Source organism: Pseudonocardia sp. T1-2H (assembly GCF_038039215.1).
Taxonomy (GTDB): Bacteria; Actinomycetota; Actinomycetes; order Mycobacteriales; family Pseudonocardiaceae; genus Pseudonocardia.
The window spans coordinates 3,645,007-3,663,126 of the sequence record NZ_JBBPCL010000001.1; the positions used below are offsets into that span (position 1 = coordinate 3,645,007).

Consider the following 18,120-nt stretch of genomic DNA (forward strand, 5'->3'; position numbering starts at 1 on the left):
GCCCGCCGCGGTCCTCACGAGGGGCGGACCTGCGGTCGTCGTCCCCGCGGTAGCCGCGGCGTTCCCCCTGCCCCGAACCCCGGGACTCACGGTCGCGGGAGTCCCGGTCGCGGGAGTCACGGTCGCGGGAGTCCCGGTCGCGGAAGTTCTTGCCCTCGTAGCCGCGTCCGCCGTCCCGCGGACCGCTGCCGCGCTCCGCTCCTCCGCGGCCGCTTCGCTCCGGGCCGGGCCGGTCCGAACCGCCACGGCGGTCGTCGTCACGGCGGAACGAGGGGCGACCCGCGCCGCCCCGGTCGTCGCGGCGGGGGGCGCCGCCGGGACGTCCACCCGGGGCCTTGCGGTCGTCCCCGCGGTAGCCCCCGCGCCGGTCACCGGTGGCGGGACGCCGGTCGTCGCCCCAGCTGTCGACGTATGGCTTCTTGTCACTGCCGCCCGTACCGCCAGGGCGGTCGCGGCGGTCGTAGCCGCCGGATCGCTCCGGGCGGCCACCGCCCTCGCCGCGCCCGCGCTCGGGACGGCCACGGCGGTCGTCGCCGCCATGGCTGTCGGCACGTCGGTCGGACGCCCGAGGGGCACCGCCCCGCCGGTCGTCACGGCCCCGCTCGTCGGCGCGGCCGCTCCAGCCGCTGCCGACCCGGCCCGTGGTCGAGCGGTCACGGCCCTGGTCTCGCCCGCCGCTGCCGGCGCGGGCGTCCCGGTTGCCGGAACCACTTCGGGATGATCGTTCTTTTCGGTCCCGGGGTTCGCGCTCGTTACGTCGCGGATTATCGCCGGAACCATCCGCGATACTCACGCCCACCAGAATACAAAAAGCAGGCCCCCACCTGACGGCGGGGGCCTACTTGATGTTGAATGTCGGCGGCGACCTACTCTCCCACACCCTGACGAGTGCAGTACCATCGGCGCTGGAGGGCTTAGCTTCCGGGTTCGGGATGGGACCGGGCGTTCCCCGCTCCGCCAAAACCACCGACAACACTATTCACCTATCCCCGCCCCGACCCCCACCGGATTCGAGAAACCTCGAACCCGAAAACGGGAAACCGACCCGGGTCGAACACCAACCCGCCACCCCCGAACCCCCGGTTTTCCCGGGGTATCGGGTGATGAGGGTTGTGTGCTCAGGGTCACACAGTGGATGCGAACAACTTGTTGTGGCAAGCCCTCGGCCTATTAGTACCAGTCAACTCCACCCCTCACAGGGCTTCCATCTCTGGCCTATCAACCCAGTCGTCTACTGGGAGCCTTAACCACGCAAGGTGGTGGGAGACCTCATCTTGGAACGAGCTTCCCGCTTAGATGCCTTCAGCGGTTATCCCTTCCGAACATAGCCAACCAGCCATGCCCCTGGCGGGACAACTGGCACACCAGAGGTTCGTCCGTCCCGGTCCTCTCGTACTAGGGACAGCCTTCCTCAAGTCTCCTACGCGCGCGGCGGATAGGGACCGAACTGTCTCACGACGTTCTAAACCCAGCTCGCGTACCGCTTTAATGGGCGAACAGCCCAACCCTTGGGACCTACTCCAGCCCCAGGATGCGACGAGCCGACATCGAGGTGCCAAACCATGCCGTCGATATGGACTCTTGGGCAAGATCAGCCTGTTATCCCCGGGGTACCTTTTATCCGTTGAGCGACACCCCTTCCACAAGGTGGTGCCGGATCACTAGTCCCGACTTTCGTCCCTGCTCGACCTGTCAGTCTCACAGTCAAGCTCCCTTGTGCACTTACACTCAACACCTGATTGCCAACCAGGCTGAGGGAACCTTTGGGCGCCTCCGTTACTCTTTAGGAGGCAACCGCCCCAGTTAAACTACCCACCAGGCACTGTCCCTGAACCAGATCATGGCCCGAGGTTGAGACACCCAATTCGACCAGAGTGGTATTTCAACAACGACTCCACAACCACTAGCGTGGCCGCTTCACAGTCTCCCACCTATCCTACACAAGCCGAACCGAGCACCAATACCAAGCTATAGTAAAGGTCCCGGGGTCTTTCCGTCCTGCCGCGCGTAACGAGCATCTTTACTCGTAGTGCAATTTCGCCGAGTCTGTGGTCGAGACAGCGCCCAAGTCGTTACGCCATTCGTGCAGGTCGGAACTTACCCGACAAGGAATTTCGCTACCTTAGGATGGTTATAGTTACCACCGCCGTTTACTGGCGCTTAAATTCTCCGCTTCGCCCCCGAAGGGACTAACAGGTCCTCTTAACGTTCCAGCACCGGGCAGGCGTCAGTCCGTATACATCGTCTTGCGACTTCGCACGGACCTGTGTTTTTAGTAAACAGTCGCTTGGGCCTGGTCTCTGCGACCGCCCAACCCTAGCCCGCAAGGGGCTTCAAGTCAGACGGCCCTCCTTCTCCCGAAGTTACGGAGGTATTTTGCCGAGTTCCTTAACCACAGTTCGCTCGATCGCCTCGGTATTCTCTACCTGACCACCTGTGTCGGTTTGGGGTACGGGCCGCAACAGCACTCGCTAGAGGCTTTTCTCGACAGCATGGGATCACCCTACTTCGCCTCAATCGGCTACGCATCACGTCTCACCCGTCACGACCCCCGGATTTACCTAGGAGTCGGGCTACACGCTTACACCAGGACTACCACCGCCTGGCGAGGCTACCCTCCTGCGTCACCCCATCGCTTGCCTACTACCGGATCGGGTCCCACGCTCCACCACACCCACCGCTCCCGAAGGAACAGGCGGGGGGCTTCGGATGGTTAGCATCACCGGCCTCGGCACGGACGCACTATCACGAGCACGGGAATATCAACCCGTTGTCCATCGACTACGCCTGTCGGCCTCGCCTTAGGTCCCGGCTCACCCTGGGCGGAACAGCCTGGCCCAGGAACCCTTGGTCATTCGGCGGAAGAGATTCTCACTCTTCATTCGCTACTCATGCCTGCATTCTCACTCGCACACCCTCCACGACTAGCTCACGCTGCCGCTTCACCGGATGCACGACGCTCCCCTACCCATCCCAACGACTACACCCAAAAACCGAAATCCTCGGGCGGATCAATGCTGGAATGCCACGGCTTCGGCGGTGCGCTTGAGCCCCGCTACATTGTCGGCGCAGGACCACTTGACCAGTGAGCTATTACGCACTCTTTCAAGGGTGGCTGCTTCTAAGCCAACCTCCTGGTTGTCTGGGCGATCCCACATCCTTTCCCACTTAGCGCACGCTTAGGGGCCTTAGCCGGTGATCTGGGCTGTTTCCCTCTCGACTACGAAGCTTATCCCCCGCAGTCTCACTGCCGCGCTAAAAGTACCGGCATTCGGAGTTTGGTTGATTTCAGTAAGCTTGTCGGCCCCCTAGACCATCCAGTGCTCTACCTCCGGTACCCACCACGCGACGCTGCACCTAAATGCATTTCGGGGAGAACCAGCTATCACGGAGTTTGATTGGCCTTTCACCCCTAACCACAGCTCATCCCCCAGGTTTTCAACCCTGGTGGGTTCGGGCCTCCACGTCGTCTTACCGACGCTTCACCCTGGCCATGGCTAGATCACTCCGCTTCGGGTCTATACCCCGCGACTATAAGCGCCCTATTCAGACTCGCTTTCGCTACGGCTACCCCACACGGGTTAACCTCGCCACGAAGCATAACTCGCAGGCTCATTCTTCAAAAGGCACGCCATCACCCAACAAGTAGGCTCTGACGGCTTGTAGGCACACGGTTTCAGGTACTATTTCACTCCCCTCCCGGGGTACTTTTCACCTTTCCCTCACGGTACTCGTCCGCTATCGGTCATCAGGGAGTATTTAGGCTTACCGGGTGGTCCCGGCAGATTCACAGCAAATTCCACGAGCTCGCTGCTACTCGGGGACAACGTCCAAACCGCTCACAATGTTTTCGCGTACGGGGCTCTCACCCACTACGGCGACCCTTTCCAGAAGTCTTCCACTAACACTGCAACACGGCTTCGCAGGCACGGCAGCGCCCACACGACGAAACCCCACAACACCGCATCCGCAACGCCTGCCGGCTATCACACGGACCCGGTTTAGCCTCTTCCGCTTTCGCTCGCCACTACTCACGGAATCACGGTTGTTTTCTCTTCCTGTGGGTACTGAGATGTTTCACTTCCCCACGTTCCCCCTAACACCCTATGAATTCAGATGCTAGTGACGCGTCATGACACGCGCCGGGTTTCCCCATTCGGACACCCTCGGATCACAGCTTGGTTGACAACTCCCCGAGGACTATCGCGGTCTCCCACGTCCTTCATCGGCTCCTGATGCCCAGGCATCCACCATGTGCCCTTAAACACTTGACCACAACAAGATGCTCGCATCCACTATGCAACACTCAACACACAACCACACCCCAACCAATCCCTGACCACCACCACCCCCACCCACCACTGGAAAAAACCCAGCGGCGCGGGAGGCGTTAGACGGTCCAGGCCGGGAGCAGCCCGAGAACCACACCGATCACCGGTGTCTCCTCAGGACCCAACAGTGTGCCAAGCCTCGCCGCCCCCCGAAAGGAAACGGCCTGCTGTCTCGTTCAGCATGAATTGGTATTTTGTGTTCCACCCAGCCACCCACCGACCCCAGGCCGGCGAAGCGGATTGTGTGAAAGGAGACCGACCACCCGCGGGGCATACCCACGGCGCCGGTTCAACCTCACCAACCGGTGAGCTCCTTAGAAAGGAGGTGATCCAGCCGCACCTTCCGGTACGGCTACCTTGTTACGACTTCGTCCCAATCGCCGGTCCCACCTTCGACAACTCCCTCCCACAAGGGGTTGGGCCGTCGGCTTCGGGTGTTACCAACTTTCGTGACGTGACGGGCGGTGTGTACAAGGCCCGGGAACGTATTCACCGCAGCGTTGCTGATCTGCGATTACTAGCGACTCCAACTTCATGGGGTCGAGTTGCAGACCCCAATCCGAACTGAGACCGACTTTAAGGGATTCGCTCCACCTCACGGTCTCGCAGCCCTCTGTATCGGCCATTGTAGCATGTGTGAAGCCCTGGACATAAGGGGCATGATGACTTGACGTCATCCCCACCTTCCTCCGAGTTGACCCCGGCAGTCTCCCATGAGTCCCCGGCATAACCCGCTGGCAACATGGAACGAGGGTTGCGCTCGTTGCGGGACTTAACCCAACATCTCACGACACGAGCTGACGACAGCCATGCACCACCTGCACACCAACCACAAGGGAAGCCCTATCTCTAGGGATGTCTGGTGCATGTCAAACCCAGGTAAGGTTCTTCGCGTTGCATCGAATTAATCCACATGCTCCGCCGCTTGTGCGGGCCCCCGTCAATTCCTTTGAGTTTTAGCCTTGCGGCCGTACTCCCCAGGCGGGGCGCTTAATGCGTTAGCTGCGGCACAGAGACCGTGGAATGGCCCCCACACCTAGCGCCCACCGTTTACGGCGTGGACTACCAGGGTATCTAATCCTGTTCGCTCCCCACGCTTTCGCTCCTCAGCGTCAGTATCGGCCCAGAGACCCGCCTTCGCCACCGGTGTTCCTCCTGATATCTGCGCATTTCACCGCTACACCAGGAATTCCAGTCTCCCCTGCCGAACTCCAGTGATGCCCGTATCGACCGCAAGCTCAGAGTTAAGCCCCAAGTTTTCACGATCGACGTGACACACCGCCTACGAGCTCTTTACGCCCAATAATTCCGGACAACGCTCGCACCCTACGTATTACCGCGGCTGCTGGCACGTAGTTGGCCGGTGCTTCTTCTCTACCTACCGTCACCCCGAAAGGCTTCGTCGATAGCGAAAGAGGTTTACAACCCGAAGGCCGTCATCCCCCACGCGGCGTCGCTGCGTCAGGCTTCCGCCCATTGCGCAATATTCCCCACTGCTGCCTCCCGTAGGAGTCTGGGCCGTGTCTCAGTCCCAGTGTGGCCGGTCGCCCTCTCAGGCCGGCTACCCGTCGTCGCCTTGGTAGGCCATCACCCCACCAACAAGCTGATAGGCCGCGGGCCCATCCCCAGCCGAAAAAACTTTCCACCACACACCATGCGACATGTGGTCATATCCGGTATTAGACCCAGTTTCCCAGGCTTATCCCAGAGCTGAGGGCAGGTCACCCACGTGTTACTCACCCGTTCGCCGCTCGTGTACCCCGAAGGGCCTTACCGCTCGACTTGCATGTGTTAAGCACGCCGCCAGCGTTCGTCCTGAGCCAGGATCAAACTCTCCAACAAAAACTGGCCCTACAAAAAAATGCCGACCGACGCATCAGGGACGGGGTCCCACGCCGGCCGAACTCATCTGGCACAAAAACCACCAAACAAGAAAACAAGCTCGACACACTGTTGAGTTCTCAAAAGACACCCGCACACCATCACCGGTCTCGCAACCAGCTCCGGGGCTCCGTCTGTCAGAAGCCTACCAGACCAACCCGGCCTGAGGCAACTCTCTTATGTTACGCAAGCCCCCCAGCGGCGTCAACCCCTGAAGTTCCCGCGCCCGGCCGATCCTCCCCCCACCAGGAGGGACCACCAACCGGAAGCTCGCCACCCACATCCCGGACCCTGACTCTGGGCCGAAGAGCTCGTCCCGGTCTGTCGTGCTGTCCGTTCCTGGCGACGAAGAGAAAGTTACACGCCCCGTCCGAGGCCCGTGAAAGGGGGGTACCCCTTCGGGGTTCTCGCAGTTCAGAGGGTCCTTCCGGCCCCTGCGGCTCGGGCGGCGGGGCATCCCGCGGAACGCGCCCACCACCCGTTGCCCCGCCTCAGGACTCGACGCGCACCCCGGCCAGGTTTCGCTTGCCCCTGCGCACCACGAGCCAACGGCCCGCGAGGAGGTCCCCCGCGGTCGGGGTCCACTCCTCGTCCGGCACCTTCACGTTGTTCACGTACGCACCGCCCTCCTTCACCGCGCGGCGTGCGGCGCCCCGGCTGTCCACCAGCCCGGTCGACAGCAGGAGGTCGACGATCGTCGGCTTCTCCTCGAGGCGAGTCGTCGCGTTCGGCACCTCGGACATCGCGGCGTCGAGGGTTGCGGCATCCAGCCCACCCAGCTCGCCGCGACCGAACAACGCCTGGCTCGCGGCGATCACCTGCTCGGTCTGGTGCTTGCCGTGCACGAGCGTCGTGAGCTCCTCGGCCAGCCGCTTCTGGGCGGAGCGCAGGTGGGGGCGTTCGACGACGTCGCGTTCGAGCGCCTCGATCTCCTCGCGCTCCAGGAAGGTGAACAGGCGCAGGTAGCGGCCCACCTCGGCGTCCCCGACGTTCACGAAGTACTGGTACCAGGCGTACGGCGACGTCATCTCCGGATCCAGCCAGATGTTGCCGCCGCCCGTGGACTTCCCGAACTTGCGGCCCTCGGAGTCCGTGACGAGCGGCGTCGTCAGCGCGTGCACGCTCCCGGAGTCCACCCGCCGGACGAGCTCCACGCCGCCGACGATGTTGCCCCACTGGTCCGAGCCGCCGATCTGCAACCGGCAACCGTGGCGCCGGTAGAGCTCGAGGTAGTCCTGGGACTGCAGGAGGAGGTAGCTGAACTCGGTGTAGGACAGCCCGTCGGACTCAAGGCGCCGCTTCACCGTTTCGCGGCCCAGCATCACGTTGACGGAGAAGTGCTTGCCGACGTCCCGGAGGAAGTCCAGCACCCCCTGCCCGCCCGTCCAGTCCAGGTTGTTCGCCACCAGCGCGCCCGTCGGGGAGTCGTCGAACTCCACGAAGCGCTCGAGCTGCCCGCGGATGCGCTCCGACCAGTTCCGGACGACGTCCGCGCTGTTGAGGGTGCGCTCCCCCACCTCCCGCGGGTCGCCGATCATCCCGGTCGCCCCGCCGGCCAGCACGATCGGGCGCGCTCCCGCCTTCTGGAAGCGCCGCAGCGTCAGCAGCGGGACCAGGTGCCCGGCGTGCAGGCTCGGGCCGGTCGGGTCGAAACCCGAGTACAGCGTGAGCGGTTCGGGACCGTCGAGGTCCCGCCGGAGCGCGTCGCGGTCCGTGCTCTGCGCGATCAGGCCGCGCCAGTCCAGCTCGTCGAGGATGTGCGTGCTCACGGGATCCATACTCCCCGGTCACGACGACGGCCGGTGCCTCGGGTGGGACACCGGCCATCCGGTCGGAGGAAGGCGTCAGCCGAGCGTGCCGGCCAGCTGACCCGGGAGCGTGTCCAGCACGGTCGGCAGGCTCAGCACGCTGGAGAAGGACAACGCCGCGGACGCCTGGTCGTCGAGTGTGACGACCTTGCCCTGCTGCACGTCCGTCAGGTTCGCATAGCCGGGCAGGGACTGGAACGCCGTCCGCTCGGCCTCGCTCGCGGTGATCAGCACCAGGACGTCCGCCTGGTTCAGCTTGCCGATCTCCTCGGTGGAGATCGTCGCGTAGAAGTTCCCGCCCGCGAGCTGGTCGAACTCGGCGGGGATGGTCATGCCGAGCGACCGGAGGAACCGGGCCCGCAGGTCCTGCGACCCCCATACGAAGAACGACGCGTTGTCCGCGGTGCTCGGCCGGACTCCGGCGGCGGCCTTGCCCACGAGCGCCGGGTACTGCTGCTTCACCTGCGTGAACCGGGCTTCCAGGTCGCCGACCAGCTTCTCCGCCTCCGCGGATTTCCCGAGCGCCTGCCCGGTGAGCCTGGTGGCGTCCTGCCACGGGGTGCCGTAGTCGATGAAGCCCTGCGGCGACGCGACCACGGGAGCGATCTTCGAGTACGTGTCGTACTGCTCCTGCGTCAGGCCCGCCGAGATCCCGATGATCAGGTCCGGGTGCAGCGCCGCGATCGCCTCGGTGCCGACCTCGCCGACCGGCAGCACCGTCGGCGTCTGCCCCTGGAGCCTGTCCTGCGCCCACTCCCACGTCGCGGACGGCTTCTGCCCGGTGAACTCGCGGATCCCTACCGGAACGGTGCCGAGCGCGAGGATCGCGTCCTGGTCCGTGTACCCGAGGGAGACGACGCGCTGCGGGGCCGCCGGAATGGTCGTGCTGCCGTACTTGTGCGACACCGTCACCGGGAAGGCGCCGCCGGGGGCCGCCGCGCCGGAGGACGGGGCCGATCCGCTCGCACCCCCGTCCGAACTGCACGCGGCCAGCGCGAACGCGGCCACGAGAACGAGGGACGAGGTCCTCAGAAGTCGGCGGATCGGCCGACGATCATTCTTCACGTAGGTGAGGTTAGGATGCCCTATCTGCAGGGTCCACTACCGGGGTACGGATCTTGCCCGGCCGGTACTGGCTCACCGCCGGGGAGCCGTCGATCCAGAACCGCCACGGCAGGTCGGCGGCCGCCGCGACACCCACCCGCGGGCCGCTGCGGATCACGCTGCGCGGCACCGGCTCGCCGGCCCGGACCCGGACCGGGGACGCCGGGTCGGTGACGTCGACGCCGTTGCGTTCGCGGGTGAGCCCCAGCAGCGACGCGAGCCGGGCCGGCCCCCGGGCGAGGTCGACGTCCCGCTTGGCGGCGGGCCTGCGGACGCGGGCCACCCCGGGGTCGGAGAGCACCTCCCCGGCGCGGAGCAGGACCGCACCCGCCTCCCCGTCGGCCATGCAGGAGACGTTGGCACAGAAGTGCATCCCGTAGACGAAGTACACGTAGAGGTGTCCGGCGGGGCCGAACATCACGGCGTTGCGCGGGGTCCGGCCGCGGAAGCTGTGCGACGCGGGGTCATCCGCCCCGCGGTACGCCTCGACCTCGACCAGGCGCACCTCGACCAGGCCGTCCGGCGTGTCCGCCTCGACGATGCAGCCGAGCAGCCTCGCCGCCGCGGGGAGCACGTCGGTGGCGAGCTCCTCGCGGCGGATCAGTCCTTCCGACACTCAGGCACTCACCCACGCACGGGCGTCCTCACTCGCGTCCCGCAGCTCGTCGAGCTGCTCGGCGACCCGCTCCCCCGCCGTCCCGCCGCGGGAGTTCCGCGAGGCGATCGAGCCGGGGACGGTGAGGACCTCGCGGACCGCGGCCGTGAGCGCCGGGTGGACGCCCGCGAGCTCGACGTCCGTCAGCTCCTCCAGGCCCACGCCACGGGCCTCGGCGGCCCGGACGCAGCCGCCCGCGGCCTCGTGCGCGACCCGGAACGGGACGCCCTGGCGGACGAGCCACTCCGCGATGTCCGTCGCGAGGGTGAACCCCGCCGGGGCCAGCGCGGCCAACCGGTCCGTGTGGAAGACCAGCGTGGCCACCATGCCGGCCACCGCGGGCAGCAGCAGGTCCAGCTGCTCCGCGGAGTCGAACAGCGGCTCCTTGTCCTCCTGCAGGTCCCGGTTGTACGCCAGCGGCAGGCCCTTGAGCGTGGCCATCAGCCCGGCGAGGTTGCCGATCAGCCGGCCGGCCTTGCCCCGCGCGAGCTCCGCGACGTCCGGGTTCTTCTTCTGCGGCATGATCGAGCTGCCGGTGGAGAACGCGTCGTCGAGGGTCACGTAGGAGAACTCCGCGGTGGCCCACAGGATGACCTCCTCGGCCAGCCGGGACAGGTCCACCGACACCATGGCCAGCACGAACGCCGCCTCGGCCGCGAAGTCCCGGGACGCGGTGCCGTCGATCGAGTTCGCCGACGACGAGTCGAAGCCCAGCTCCGCCGCTACGGCCTCCGGGTCCAGCCCGAGGGACGAGCCCGCGAGCGCACCCGACCCGTACGGCGAGACCGCGGCCCGCTTGTCCCAGTCCCGCAGCCGGTCGACGTCCCGCAGCAGCGCGTGCGCGTGCGCGGCCAGCTGGTGGCCGAGGAGCACCGGCTGCGCGTGCTGCAGGTGCGTGCGGCCGGGCATCGGCGCGTCCGGGTGCGCGGCGGCCTGCGCCACCAGCGCGTCGACAACGTCCAGGACGCCCGCGCCGATCCGGCGCGTCGCGTCGCGCAGCCACATCCGGAACAGCGTCGCCACCTGGTCGTTGCGGGACCGGCCGGCGCGGAGCTTGCCGCCCAGCTCCGGTCCGGCCCGCTCGATCAAGCCCCGCTCGAGCGCGGTGTGCACGTCCTCGTCGTCCGGGGCGGGCCCGAACGCGCCGGACTCGACGTCCGACTCCAGCTTCGTCAGCGCGTCGAGCATCCCGGCGAGCTCGTCGCCGCTGAGCAGGCCCGCCCGGGCGAGCACCCGGGCGTGCGCCTTCGAGCCACGGATGTCGTAGGGGGCGAGCCGCCAGTCGAAGTGCGTCGACTTGCTCAGGGCGGCCAGCGCATCGGCCGGACCGGACGCGAACCGGCCGCCCCAGAGAGCAGCCCCACTCACTGCGAGGAGCCCCCCAGCCGCTGCGCCCGGCGGGCGGCGATCTTGCTGGGCAGGCCCCAGAGCTGGACGAAGCCCTTGGCGAGGCTCTGGTCGAACGCGTCGCCCTCGTCGTAGGTGGCGAGGTTGAAGTCGTACAGCGACGCGTCCGAGCGGCGGCCCGTCGGGGTGGCGTTGCCGGCGTGCAGCGTCATCCGCACCTCGCCGGAGACGTACTCCTGGGTCTGCGCGACGAACGTGTCCAGCGCGTACTTCAGCGGGGAGAACCACAGGCCGTCGTAGACCAGCTCGGTCCAGCGCTGCGAGACCGTCCGCTTGAACCGGGCGAGGTCCCGCTCGACGGTGACGTTCTCCAGCTCCTGGTGCGCGGTGATCAGCGCGATCGCGCCGGGCGCCTCGTACACCTCGCGGCTCTTGATGCCGACGAGCCGGTCCTCGACCATGTCCAGGCGGCCGATGCCCTGACCACCGGCACGGCGGTTGAGCTCCTCGATCGCCTGCAGCACGGTGACGGGCTTGTCGTCGATCGCGACCGGCACGCCCTTCTCGAAGCGGATGACCACCTCGTCCGCGTCCCGCGGCTCGGCCGGGTTCTGCGTGTAGGAGTAGACGTCCTCGATCGGCGCGTTCCAGATGTCCTCGAGGAAGCCCGTCTCGACGGCGCGGCCCCAGACGTTCTGGTCGATCGAGTACGGCGACTTCTTCGTGACGTCGATCGGCAGGTTGTGCTGCTCGGCGTACTGGATCGCCTTCTCGCGGGTCCAGGCGAAGTCACGGACCGGCGCGATGCAGTTCAGCTCGGGCGCGAGGGCCTGGATGCCGACCTCGAAGCGGACCTGGTCGTTGCCCTTGCCGGTGCAGCCGTGCGCGACCGTCGAGGCGCCGTGGTACTTGGCCGCCTCGACCAGGTGCTTGACGATCAGCGGCCGCGAGATCGCGGAGACCAGCGGGTAGCGGTCCATGTAGAGCGCGTTGGCCTGCAGCGCCGGCAGGCAGTACTGCTCGGCGAACTCATCGCGGGCATCGGCGACCACGGCCTCGACCGCACCGCAGGCCAGCGCCCGCTTGCGGATCTCCTCGAGGTCCTCGCCGCCCTGGCCGACGTCGACGGCCACGGCCACCACCTCGGCACCGGTCTCCTCGGCGATCCATCCGATGCCCACCGAGGTGTCCAGCCCGCCTGAGTAGGCCAGTACGACCCGGTCCGTCATGGGAGTTCTCCTTCGTGCTGTTTGTTCGTGGGTAGTGCCTGGAGGCGCTGCGCGAGCCCGGCGCCGGTGAGTGGCTCGCGCGCGATCACGAAGATCGTGTCGTCCCCGGCGATGGTGCCGACGACGTCGTGCAGGGCCGCCCGGTCCAGCGCACTCGCAAGGTAGTGCGCCGCGCCGGGCGGGGTTCGGAGCACGGCCAGGTTGCCACTCGCGTCCGCCGACACGAGCAGCTCCCCCAGCATCCGGCTCAGCCTGGCGGTGCCGCCCTCGACACCGCGCACCGGGCTGCCGTCCTCCGGGATGACGTAGACGGGCGTGCCGCCGTCCGCACCGCGCAGCTTGACCGCACCCAGGTCGTCGAGGTCCCGGGACAGCGTGGCCTGGGTGGTCTCGATGCCCGAGGCCTCCAGCAGGGCGAGCAGCTCAGCCTGGCTGCGCACGGCGCGCTTGGTGATCAGCTCGACGATGCGGGCCTGCCGGGCGACCCGGGTGGCGGTACTGGAGCGGGCACCGCCGCTGGTGCGGGCGGTGGTCATCGTCCCGCTCGCCCCGGGTCAATCAGCCAGGCGAGGAGCGCCTTCTGCGCGTGCAGCCGGTTCTCCGCCTCGTCCCAGACCGCGCTCGCCGGACCGTCCATCACCTCGCCGGTGATCTCGTCCTCGCGGTGCGCCGGCAGGCAGTGCAGCACGATCGCGCCCTCGTTCGCGCGGGCGAGGAGCTCGGCGTTGATCTGGTACGGACGGAACGGCGCCGCCCGGTCCAGCCCGTCGTCCTCCTGGCCCATGGACACCCAGGTGTCCGTGACCAGCACGTCCGCACCCTCCACGGCCGCCTGCGGATCCAGGATCAGCTCGGCGCCGCCGCCGGTCTCCACGGCCCGGGCCTTCGCGTCGCGCAGGACGTCCGGGTCCGGGGTGAAGCCCTCCGGCGCGGCGATCCGGACGTGCATGCCGGCCGTCGCGCCGCCGAGGAGCAGCGAGTGCGCCATGTTGTTCGCGCCGTCGCCGAGGTAGGTCAGGGTGAGGCCGGCGAGGCGGCCGAAGCGCTCCTGGATCGTCTGCAGATCCGCGAGGACCTGGCAGGGGTGGAACTCGTCGGTCAGCGCGTTGACGACCGGCACCGACGACACGCTCGCCATCGCCTCGATGCGGCTCTGCCCGCCGGTCCGCCACACCACCGCGTCGACGAAGCGGGACAGCACCCGAGAGGTGTCCTCGATCGACTCGCCCCGGCCGAGCTGGCTGGTGGCGGCGTCGAGGATGACCGGACTGCCGCCGAGCTGGCTGATCCCCACCTCGAACGAGATCCGGGTCCGGGTCGACGGCTTGTCGAAGATCACCGCGACCGGCCTCGGCCCGGCCAGCGGGCGGTGCGCGAAGCGGTCCTTCTTCAACTCGGCGGCGAGGCCGAGGACCTCGGCCTGCTCGGTGGGCGAGAGGTCGTCGTCCCGCAGCATGTGCCTGGGTTCGGATGCGGAGGCCATCAGACGGTCCCGCCCGCGGAGTCCAGGATCCCCGGCAGGGCGTCGAGGAACCCACGGGCCTGCTCCTGGGTGAGGACCAGCGGCGGCGCGAGCCGGATCCGGGTCGGTACCGCGTTGTTGACCAGGTACCCCCGCTCCCGGGCGACCGAGGCCACGGCCGCGGAGACGGGCTGGTTCAGGCCGACGCCGATGTGCAGCCCGGCCCCCGACACGTCCGTGACCATCGGGTGCTTCATCTCCTCGATCGTGGTCGAGATCTCCTTGCCGAGCTGCGTGACGTGCTCGAGCAGGCCGTCGTTCGCGATCGTGCCGAGCACGGCGAGCGCCGCGGCGCAGCTGACCGGGTTACCCCCGAAGGTCGTCCCGTGCTGGCCGGGCTCGAGCAGCGCGCCCGCGTCACCGATCCCGATGCAGGCGCCGATCGGCAGGCCGCCGCCGAGCCCCTTCGCCAGGGTCACCACGTCCGGGACGATCCCGAGCGGCTGGTGCGCGAACCACGCGCCGGTCCGGCCGATCCCGGTCTGCACCTCGTCGAGCACCAGCAGCGCGCCCTTGGCCGCGGTGATCTCCCGGGCCGCCCGCAGGTAGCCCTCCGGCGGCACGATCACCCCCGCCTCACCGAGGATCGGCTCGAGGAACACCGCGGCGGTGTCCTCGGTGACCGCGGCCTCGAGCGCCGCGACGTCCCCGAACGGGATGTGCGAGACGCCCGGGGGCATCGGCTCGAACGGCTCCCGCTTGGCCGGCTGCCCGGTGAGCGCGAGGGCGCCCATGGTGCGGCCGTGGAACGCGTCCTGGCAGGCGACGAGGTGCGGGCGGCCGGTCCGCCGCGCGATCTTGAAGGCGGCTTCGTTGGCCTCGGCGCCGGAGTTGCAGAACAGGACCCGGGCGCCCGGCTGGTCCAGCAGCCCCAGGAGCTTCTCGGCCAGCTGCAGCGGCGGCTCGGTGATGTAGAGGTTCGACGTGTGCCCCAGCGTGGAGATCTGCCGGGTCACGGCCTCGACGACCGCCGGGTGGGCGTGGCCGAGCGAGTTGACCGCGATGCCGCCGACCAGGTCCACGTAGCGGCGGCCCTCGGCGTCCCACACCTCGGCGCCCTCACCGCGGACCAGCGTCAGCGGCGGGGTGCCGTAGTTGTTCATGAGCGAGTGCTGCCACCGCTCCGCGTACGTTGTCATGACGGCACCACCATCGTTCCGACTCCTTCGCTCGTGAACACCTCGAGCAGCACCGAGTGCGGCATCCGCCCGTCGATCACGTGCGCCTGGGGGACCCCGCCCCGGACCGCCCGCAGGCAGGCCTCCATCTTCGGCGCCATCCCGCTCTCGAGCTGCGGGAGCATCGGCTCCAGCTCGGCGGCGGTCAGCTCGCTGATGATCGACTCGGGATCGGGGTAGTTCGCGTACAGGCCCTCGACGTCCGTGAGCACCACGAGCTTCGTGGCGTCGAGGGCGGCCGCCAGCGCCGCGGCGGCGCTGTCGGCGTTGATGTTGTAGACCTGCCCGTCCACGTCCGGCGCGACGCCGGCGACGACCGGGATCCGGCCGGCCTTCACGATGTCCAGCACCGCGTCCGGGTTGACCTCCACGACGTCGCCGACCAGGCCGATGTCCACGGCTTCGCCGTCGACGAGCGCCGTGCGCTTCTCCGCGGTGAACAGGCCGGCGTCCTCGCCGGAGAGCCCGACGGCGTAGGGGCCGTGCTGGTTGATCAGCCCGACGAGCTCGCGCCCGACCTGGCCGACCAGCACCATCCGGACGACGTCGATCGTCTCGGGGGTGGTCACCCGCAGCCCGCCGCGGAACTCTCCCGGGAGACCGAGCCGCTTCAGCATCGCGCTGATCTGGGGGCCGCCGCCGTGCACGACGACCGGGTGGATGCCCGCGAGCCGCAGGAACATCATGTCCTGGGCGAACGCCTGCTTCAGCTCGTCGTCGATCATGGCGTTGCCGCCGTACTTGACCACGACGATCTTCCCGTGGAACCGCTGCAGGTAGGGCAGGGCCTCGGCGAGCACGCCCGCCTTCTCCCCCGCCCGCTTCAGCCGGGTGGCGAGGCCGGTGGTCTCAGGAGGAGTAGGCACTGTTCTCCTCCACGTACGCGTGCGACAGGTCCGTCGTGAGGATCTCCGCGACACCGTCCCCGAGGCCGAGCGACACCTCGACGAGGATGTCCTCGCCCGACAGGTCCGCCGCGGTACGGTCCCCGGCCGCGACGCCGCCCGCACAGAGCAACGCCCCGTTGATCGTGACGTCCAGCTTCTCGGGGTCGAGGTCCGCGTCCGCGTAGCCGGCGGCCGCGGCGACCCGGCCCCAGTTCGGGTCCGAACCGAACAGCGCGGTCTTGACCAGGCTGTCCCGGGCGACGGTACGGGCGACCGTCACGGCGTCGTCCTCGCTCGCCGCCCCGGTGACCCGGACCAGGATGCGCTTGGTGACGCCCTCGGCGTCCGCCTGCATCTGCTTCGCCAGGTCCTTGCAGACCGCCGTGAACGCCGCGGTGAGCGCGGCCGGCGCGGGGGTGACGCCGGAGGCGCCCGAGGCCAGCGCCAGCACGGTGTCGTTGGTGGACATGGAGCCGTCGACGTCGAGCCGGTCGAAGCTGACCCGCACGGCCGCGCGGAGGGACTCCTCGAGCGTGGCAGCGTCGACGACCGCGTCCGTGGTGACCACGGACAGCATCGTGGCCATCGACGGCGCGATCATGCCCGCGCCCTTGGTGAGGCCGCCGACGCTCCAGCCCGCCTCGTCGACGTGCCGGGCCTCCTTGGGCACCGTGTCCGTCGTCATGATCGCGGTGGCGGCGGCCAAGCCGGTCTCGGCCGTGGACTCGAGCGCGCCGACCGCCTTCTCGACCCCGGCCAGCACGGTCTCGCGCGGGAGCTGCGCACCGATCAGCCCGGTCGAGCAGATCGCGATGTCGATCGCGCCGCACCCGAGGAGCTCGGCGGCCTTCTCGGCCGTCGCGTGCGCGGTCTGGAAGCCCTCCGGACCGGTGCAGGCGTTGGCGCCGCCGGAGTTGAGGACGACCGCGCGCAGGGTGCCGGTGGACACGACCTGCTGGGACCAGAGGACGGGCGCGGCCTTGACCTTGTTGCGGGTGAAGACGCCCGCGGCGGTGAACTCGGGCCCGTCGTTGACGACGAGGGCCAGGTCCGGGCGGCCGTTGACCTTGATCCCGGCCGTGACGCCCGCGGCCCGGAAACCCTGGGGACCGGTGACGCTCACGGTGCGACTCCCGTCGTCGGCAGGCCGGCGGTCTCGGGGAGACCGAGGGCCAGGTTCATGCACTGGACGGCGCCGCCGGCCGTGCCCTTGGTGAGGTTGTCGATCGCCGAGACGACGACCAGCCGCTTCGCGTCCGCGTCCACCGCCACCTGGAGCTGGACGTTGTTGGAGCCGAGGGTCGCGCCCGTCGTGGGCCACTGGCCCTCGGGCAGCAGCTGGACGAAGGGCTCGTCCGCGTAGGCCTTCTCGTAGACCTCGCGCGCGTTCGCGCCGTCGCCCGTCAGGGAGGCCGAGCAGGACGCGAGGATGCCCCGCGGGAGCGGGGCCAGAACCGGGGTGAAGCTCACGGAGACCGGTGTACCGGAGGCCCCCGACAAGTTCTGGGCGATCTCCGGGGTGTGCCGGTGCACGCCCCCCACGCCGTAGGCGGAGAGCGAGCCCATGACCTCGGCGCCGAGCAGGTGCGGCTTGAGCGACCTGCCCGCACCGGAGGTCCCGGTCACCGCGGTGATCACGACGTCCGGCTCGACGAGGCCCGCGACCAGCGCGGGGAACAGGGCGAGGCTCGTGGCCGTCGGGTAGCAGCCGGGGACGGCGACCCGCTTCACGCCGCGCAGGGCGTCCCGCGCGCCGGGCAGCTCGGGCAGGCCGTACGGCCAGTGTCCGGCGTGCTCCCCGCCGTACCAGCGGTCCCACGCCGCCGCGTCGTTCAGCCGGTGGTCCGCGCCGCAGTCCACGACCACGGTGTCGTCCCCGAGCCGGGCGGCGATCTCCGCGGACTTCCCGTGCGGCAGCGCGAGGAAGACGACGTCGTGGCCGGCGAGGACCTCCGCCGTGCTCTCCCCCAGGACCCGGTCGGCCAGCGGCGCCAGGTGCGGCTGGAACTCGCCCAGTCGCCTGCCCGCGTTGCCGCCCGCCGTCAGCGCGCCGATCTCCGCATCCGGGTGCCCGAGGAGCAGCCTGAGCAGCTCTCCCCCGGCATACCCGCTGGCCCCTGCCACCGCGATCCGTACCACGCGGATGAGTATGCAGACCGATGCAATCTCATGCAAGCC

11 protein-coding genes and 3 rRNA genes are annotated in these 18,120 nt (G+C 68.4%); all 14 read right to left on the reverse strand.

The genetic code is table 11. From position 1 onward, the window contains the following. Positions 1-853: 853 nt before the first annotated feature. A 5S ribosomal RNA gene (rrf, locus tag WBK50_RS18005) occupies positions 854-971 on the reverse strand. A gap of 179 nt (positions 972-1,150) precedes the next feature. Further along, a 23S ribosomal RNA gene (locus WBK50_RS18010) occupies positions 1,151-4,274 on the reverse strand. 375 nt (positions 4,275-4,649) lie between these two features. Further along, a 16S ribosomal RNA gene (locus WBK50_RS18015) occupies positions 4,650-6,173 on the reverse strand. Together the 16S, 23S and 5S rRNA genes form the textbook arrangement of a ribosomal RNA operon. A gap of 530 nt (positions 6,174-6,703) precedes the next feature. Next, positions 6,704-7,981, reverse strand: coding sequence for a tyrosine--tRNA ligase (gene tyrS / locus WBK50_RS18020; RefSeq protein WP_341336735.1), 1,278 nt, complete (start codon positions 7,979-7,981; stop codon positions 6,704-6,706). Between the two features lie 75 nt (positions 7,982-8,056). Further along, on the reverse strand, positions 8,057-9,028 hold the full coding sequence (locus WBK50_RS18025) for an iron-siderophore ABC transporter substrate-binding protein (protein ID WP_341336736.1): 972 nt from the start codon (positions 9,026-9,028) through the stop codon (positions 8,057-8,059). Between the two features lie 67 nt (positions 9,029-9,095). Further along, positions 9,096-9,740: a DNA-3-methyladenine glycosylase gene (locus tag WBK50_RS18030; protein ID WP_341336737.1), complete on the reverse strand. Its 645-nt coding sequence runs from the start codon at positions 9,738-9,740 to the stop codon at positions 9,096-9,098. Next, positions 9,741-11,147 carry an argininosuccinate lyase gene (gene argH / locus WBK50_RS18035; RefSeq protein WP_341336738.1) on the reverse strand — a complete coding sequence of 469 codons (1,407 nt, stop codon included), beginning with the start codon at positions 11,145-11,147 and terminating at the stop codon, positions 9,741-9,743. Continuing rightward, on the reverse strand, positions 11,144-12,355 hold the full coding sequence (locus WBK50_RS18040) for an argininosuccinate synthase (protein WP_297494733.1): 1,212 nt from the start codon (positions 12,353-12,355) through the stop codon (positions 11,144-11,146). Before WBK50_RS18040 ends, argH begins: the two co-directional genes overlap by 4 nt. Further along, positions 12,352-12,891, reverse strand: coding sequence for an arginine repressor (locus WBK50_RS18045; RefSeq protein ID WP_341336739.1), 540 nt, complete (start codon positions 12,889-12,891; stop codon positions 12,352-12,354). The genes WBK50_RS18040 and WBK50_RS18045 overlap by 4 nt, the downstream gene beginning before the upstream one ends. Further along, a complete protein-coding gene (argF, locus tag WBK50_RS18050) occupies positions 12,888-13,838 on the reverse strand; it encodes an ornithine carbamoyltransferase (protein ID WP_341336740.1) in 951 nt (316 codons plus the stop codon). The genes WBK50_RS18045 and argF overlap by 4 nt, the downstream gene beginning before the upstream one ends. Beyond that, the gene (locus tag WBK50_RS18055) at positions 13,838-15,016 is read right to left on the reverse strand and encodes an acetylornithine transaminase (protein WP_341336741.1); all 1,179 of its coding nucleotides are present in this window, start codon (positions 15,014-15,016) and stop codon (positions 13,838-13,840) included. Before WBK50_RS18055 ends, argF begins: the two co-directional genes overlap by 1 nt. Then, positions 15,013-15,921: an acetylglutamate kinase gene (argB, locus tag WBK50_RS18060; RefSeq protein WP_341336742.1), complete on the reverse strand. Its 909-nt coding sequence runs from the start codon at positions 15,919-15,921 to the stop codon at positions 15,013-15,015. The genes WBK50_RS18055 and argB overlap by 4 nt, the downstream gene beginning before the upstream one ends. Continuing rightward, on the reverse strand, positions 15,905-17,065 hold the full coding sequence (gene argJ / locus WBK50_RS18065) for a bifunctional glutamate N-acetyltransferase/amino-acid acetyltransferase ArgJ (RefSeq protein WP_341336743.1): 1,161 nt from the start codon (positions 17,063-17,065) through the stop codon (positions 15,905-15,907). The genes argB and argJ overlap by 17 nt, the downstream gene beginning before the upstream one ends. Beyond that, a complete protein-coding gene (gene argC / locus WBK50_RS18070) occupies positions 17,062-18,081 on the reverse strand; it encodes an N-acetyl-gamma-glutamyl-phosphate reductase (RefSeq protein WP_445942271.1) in 1,020 nt (339 codons plus the stop codon). Before argC ends, argJ begins: the two co-directional genes overlap by 4 nt. Positions 18,082-18,120: the final 39 nt, after the last annotated feature.

Coding starts and splice junctions, on each gene's coding strand:
- argF (WP_341336740.1), bottom strand. CDS start 13,838: ATGGCCTCCGCATCCGAACCCAGGCACATGCTGCGGGACGACGACCTC.
- WBK50_RS18055 (WP_341336741.1), bottom strand. CDS start 15,016: ATGACAACGTACGCGGAGCGGTGGCAGCACTCGCTCATGAACAACTAC.
- WBK50_RS18045 (WP_341336739.1), bottom strand. CDS start 12,891: ATGACCACCGCCCGCACCAGCGGCGGTGCCCGCTCCAGTACCGCCACC.
- WBK50_RS18040 (WP_297494733.1), bottom strand. CDS start 12,355: ATGACGGACCGGGTCGTACTGGCCTACTCAGGCGGGCTGGACACCTCG.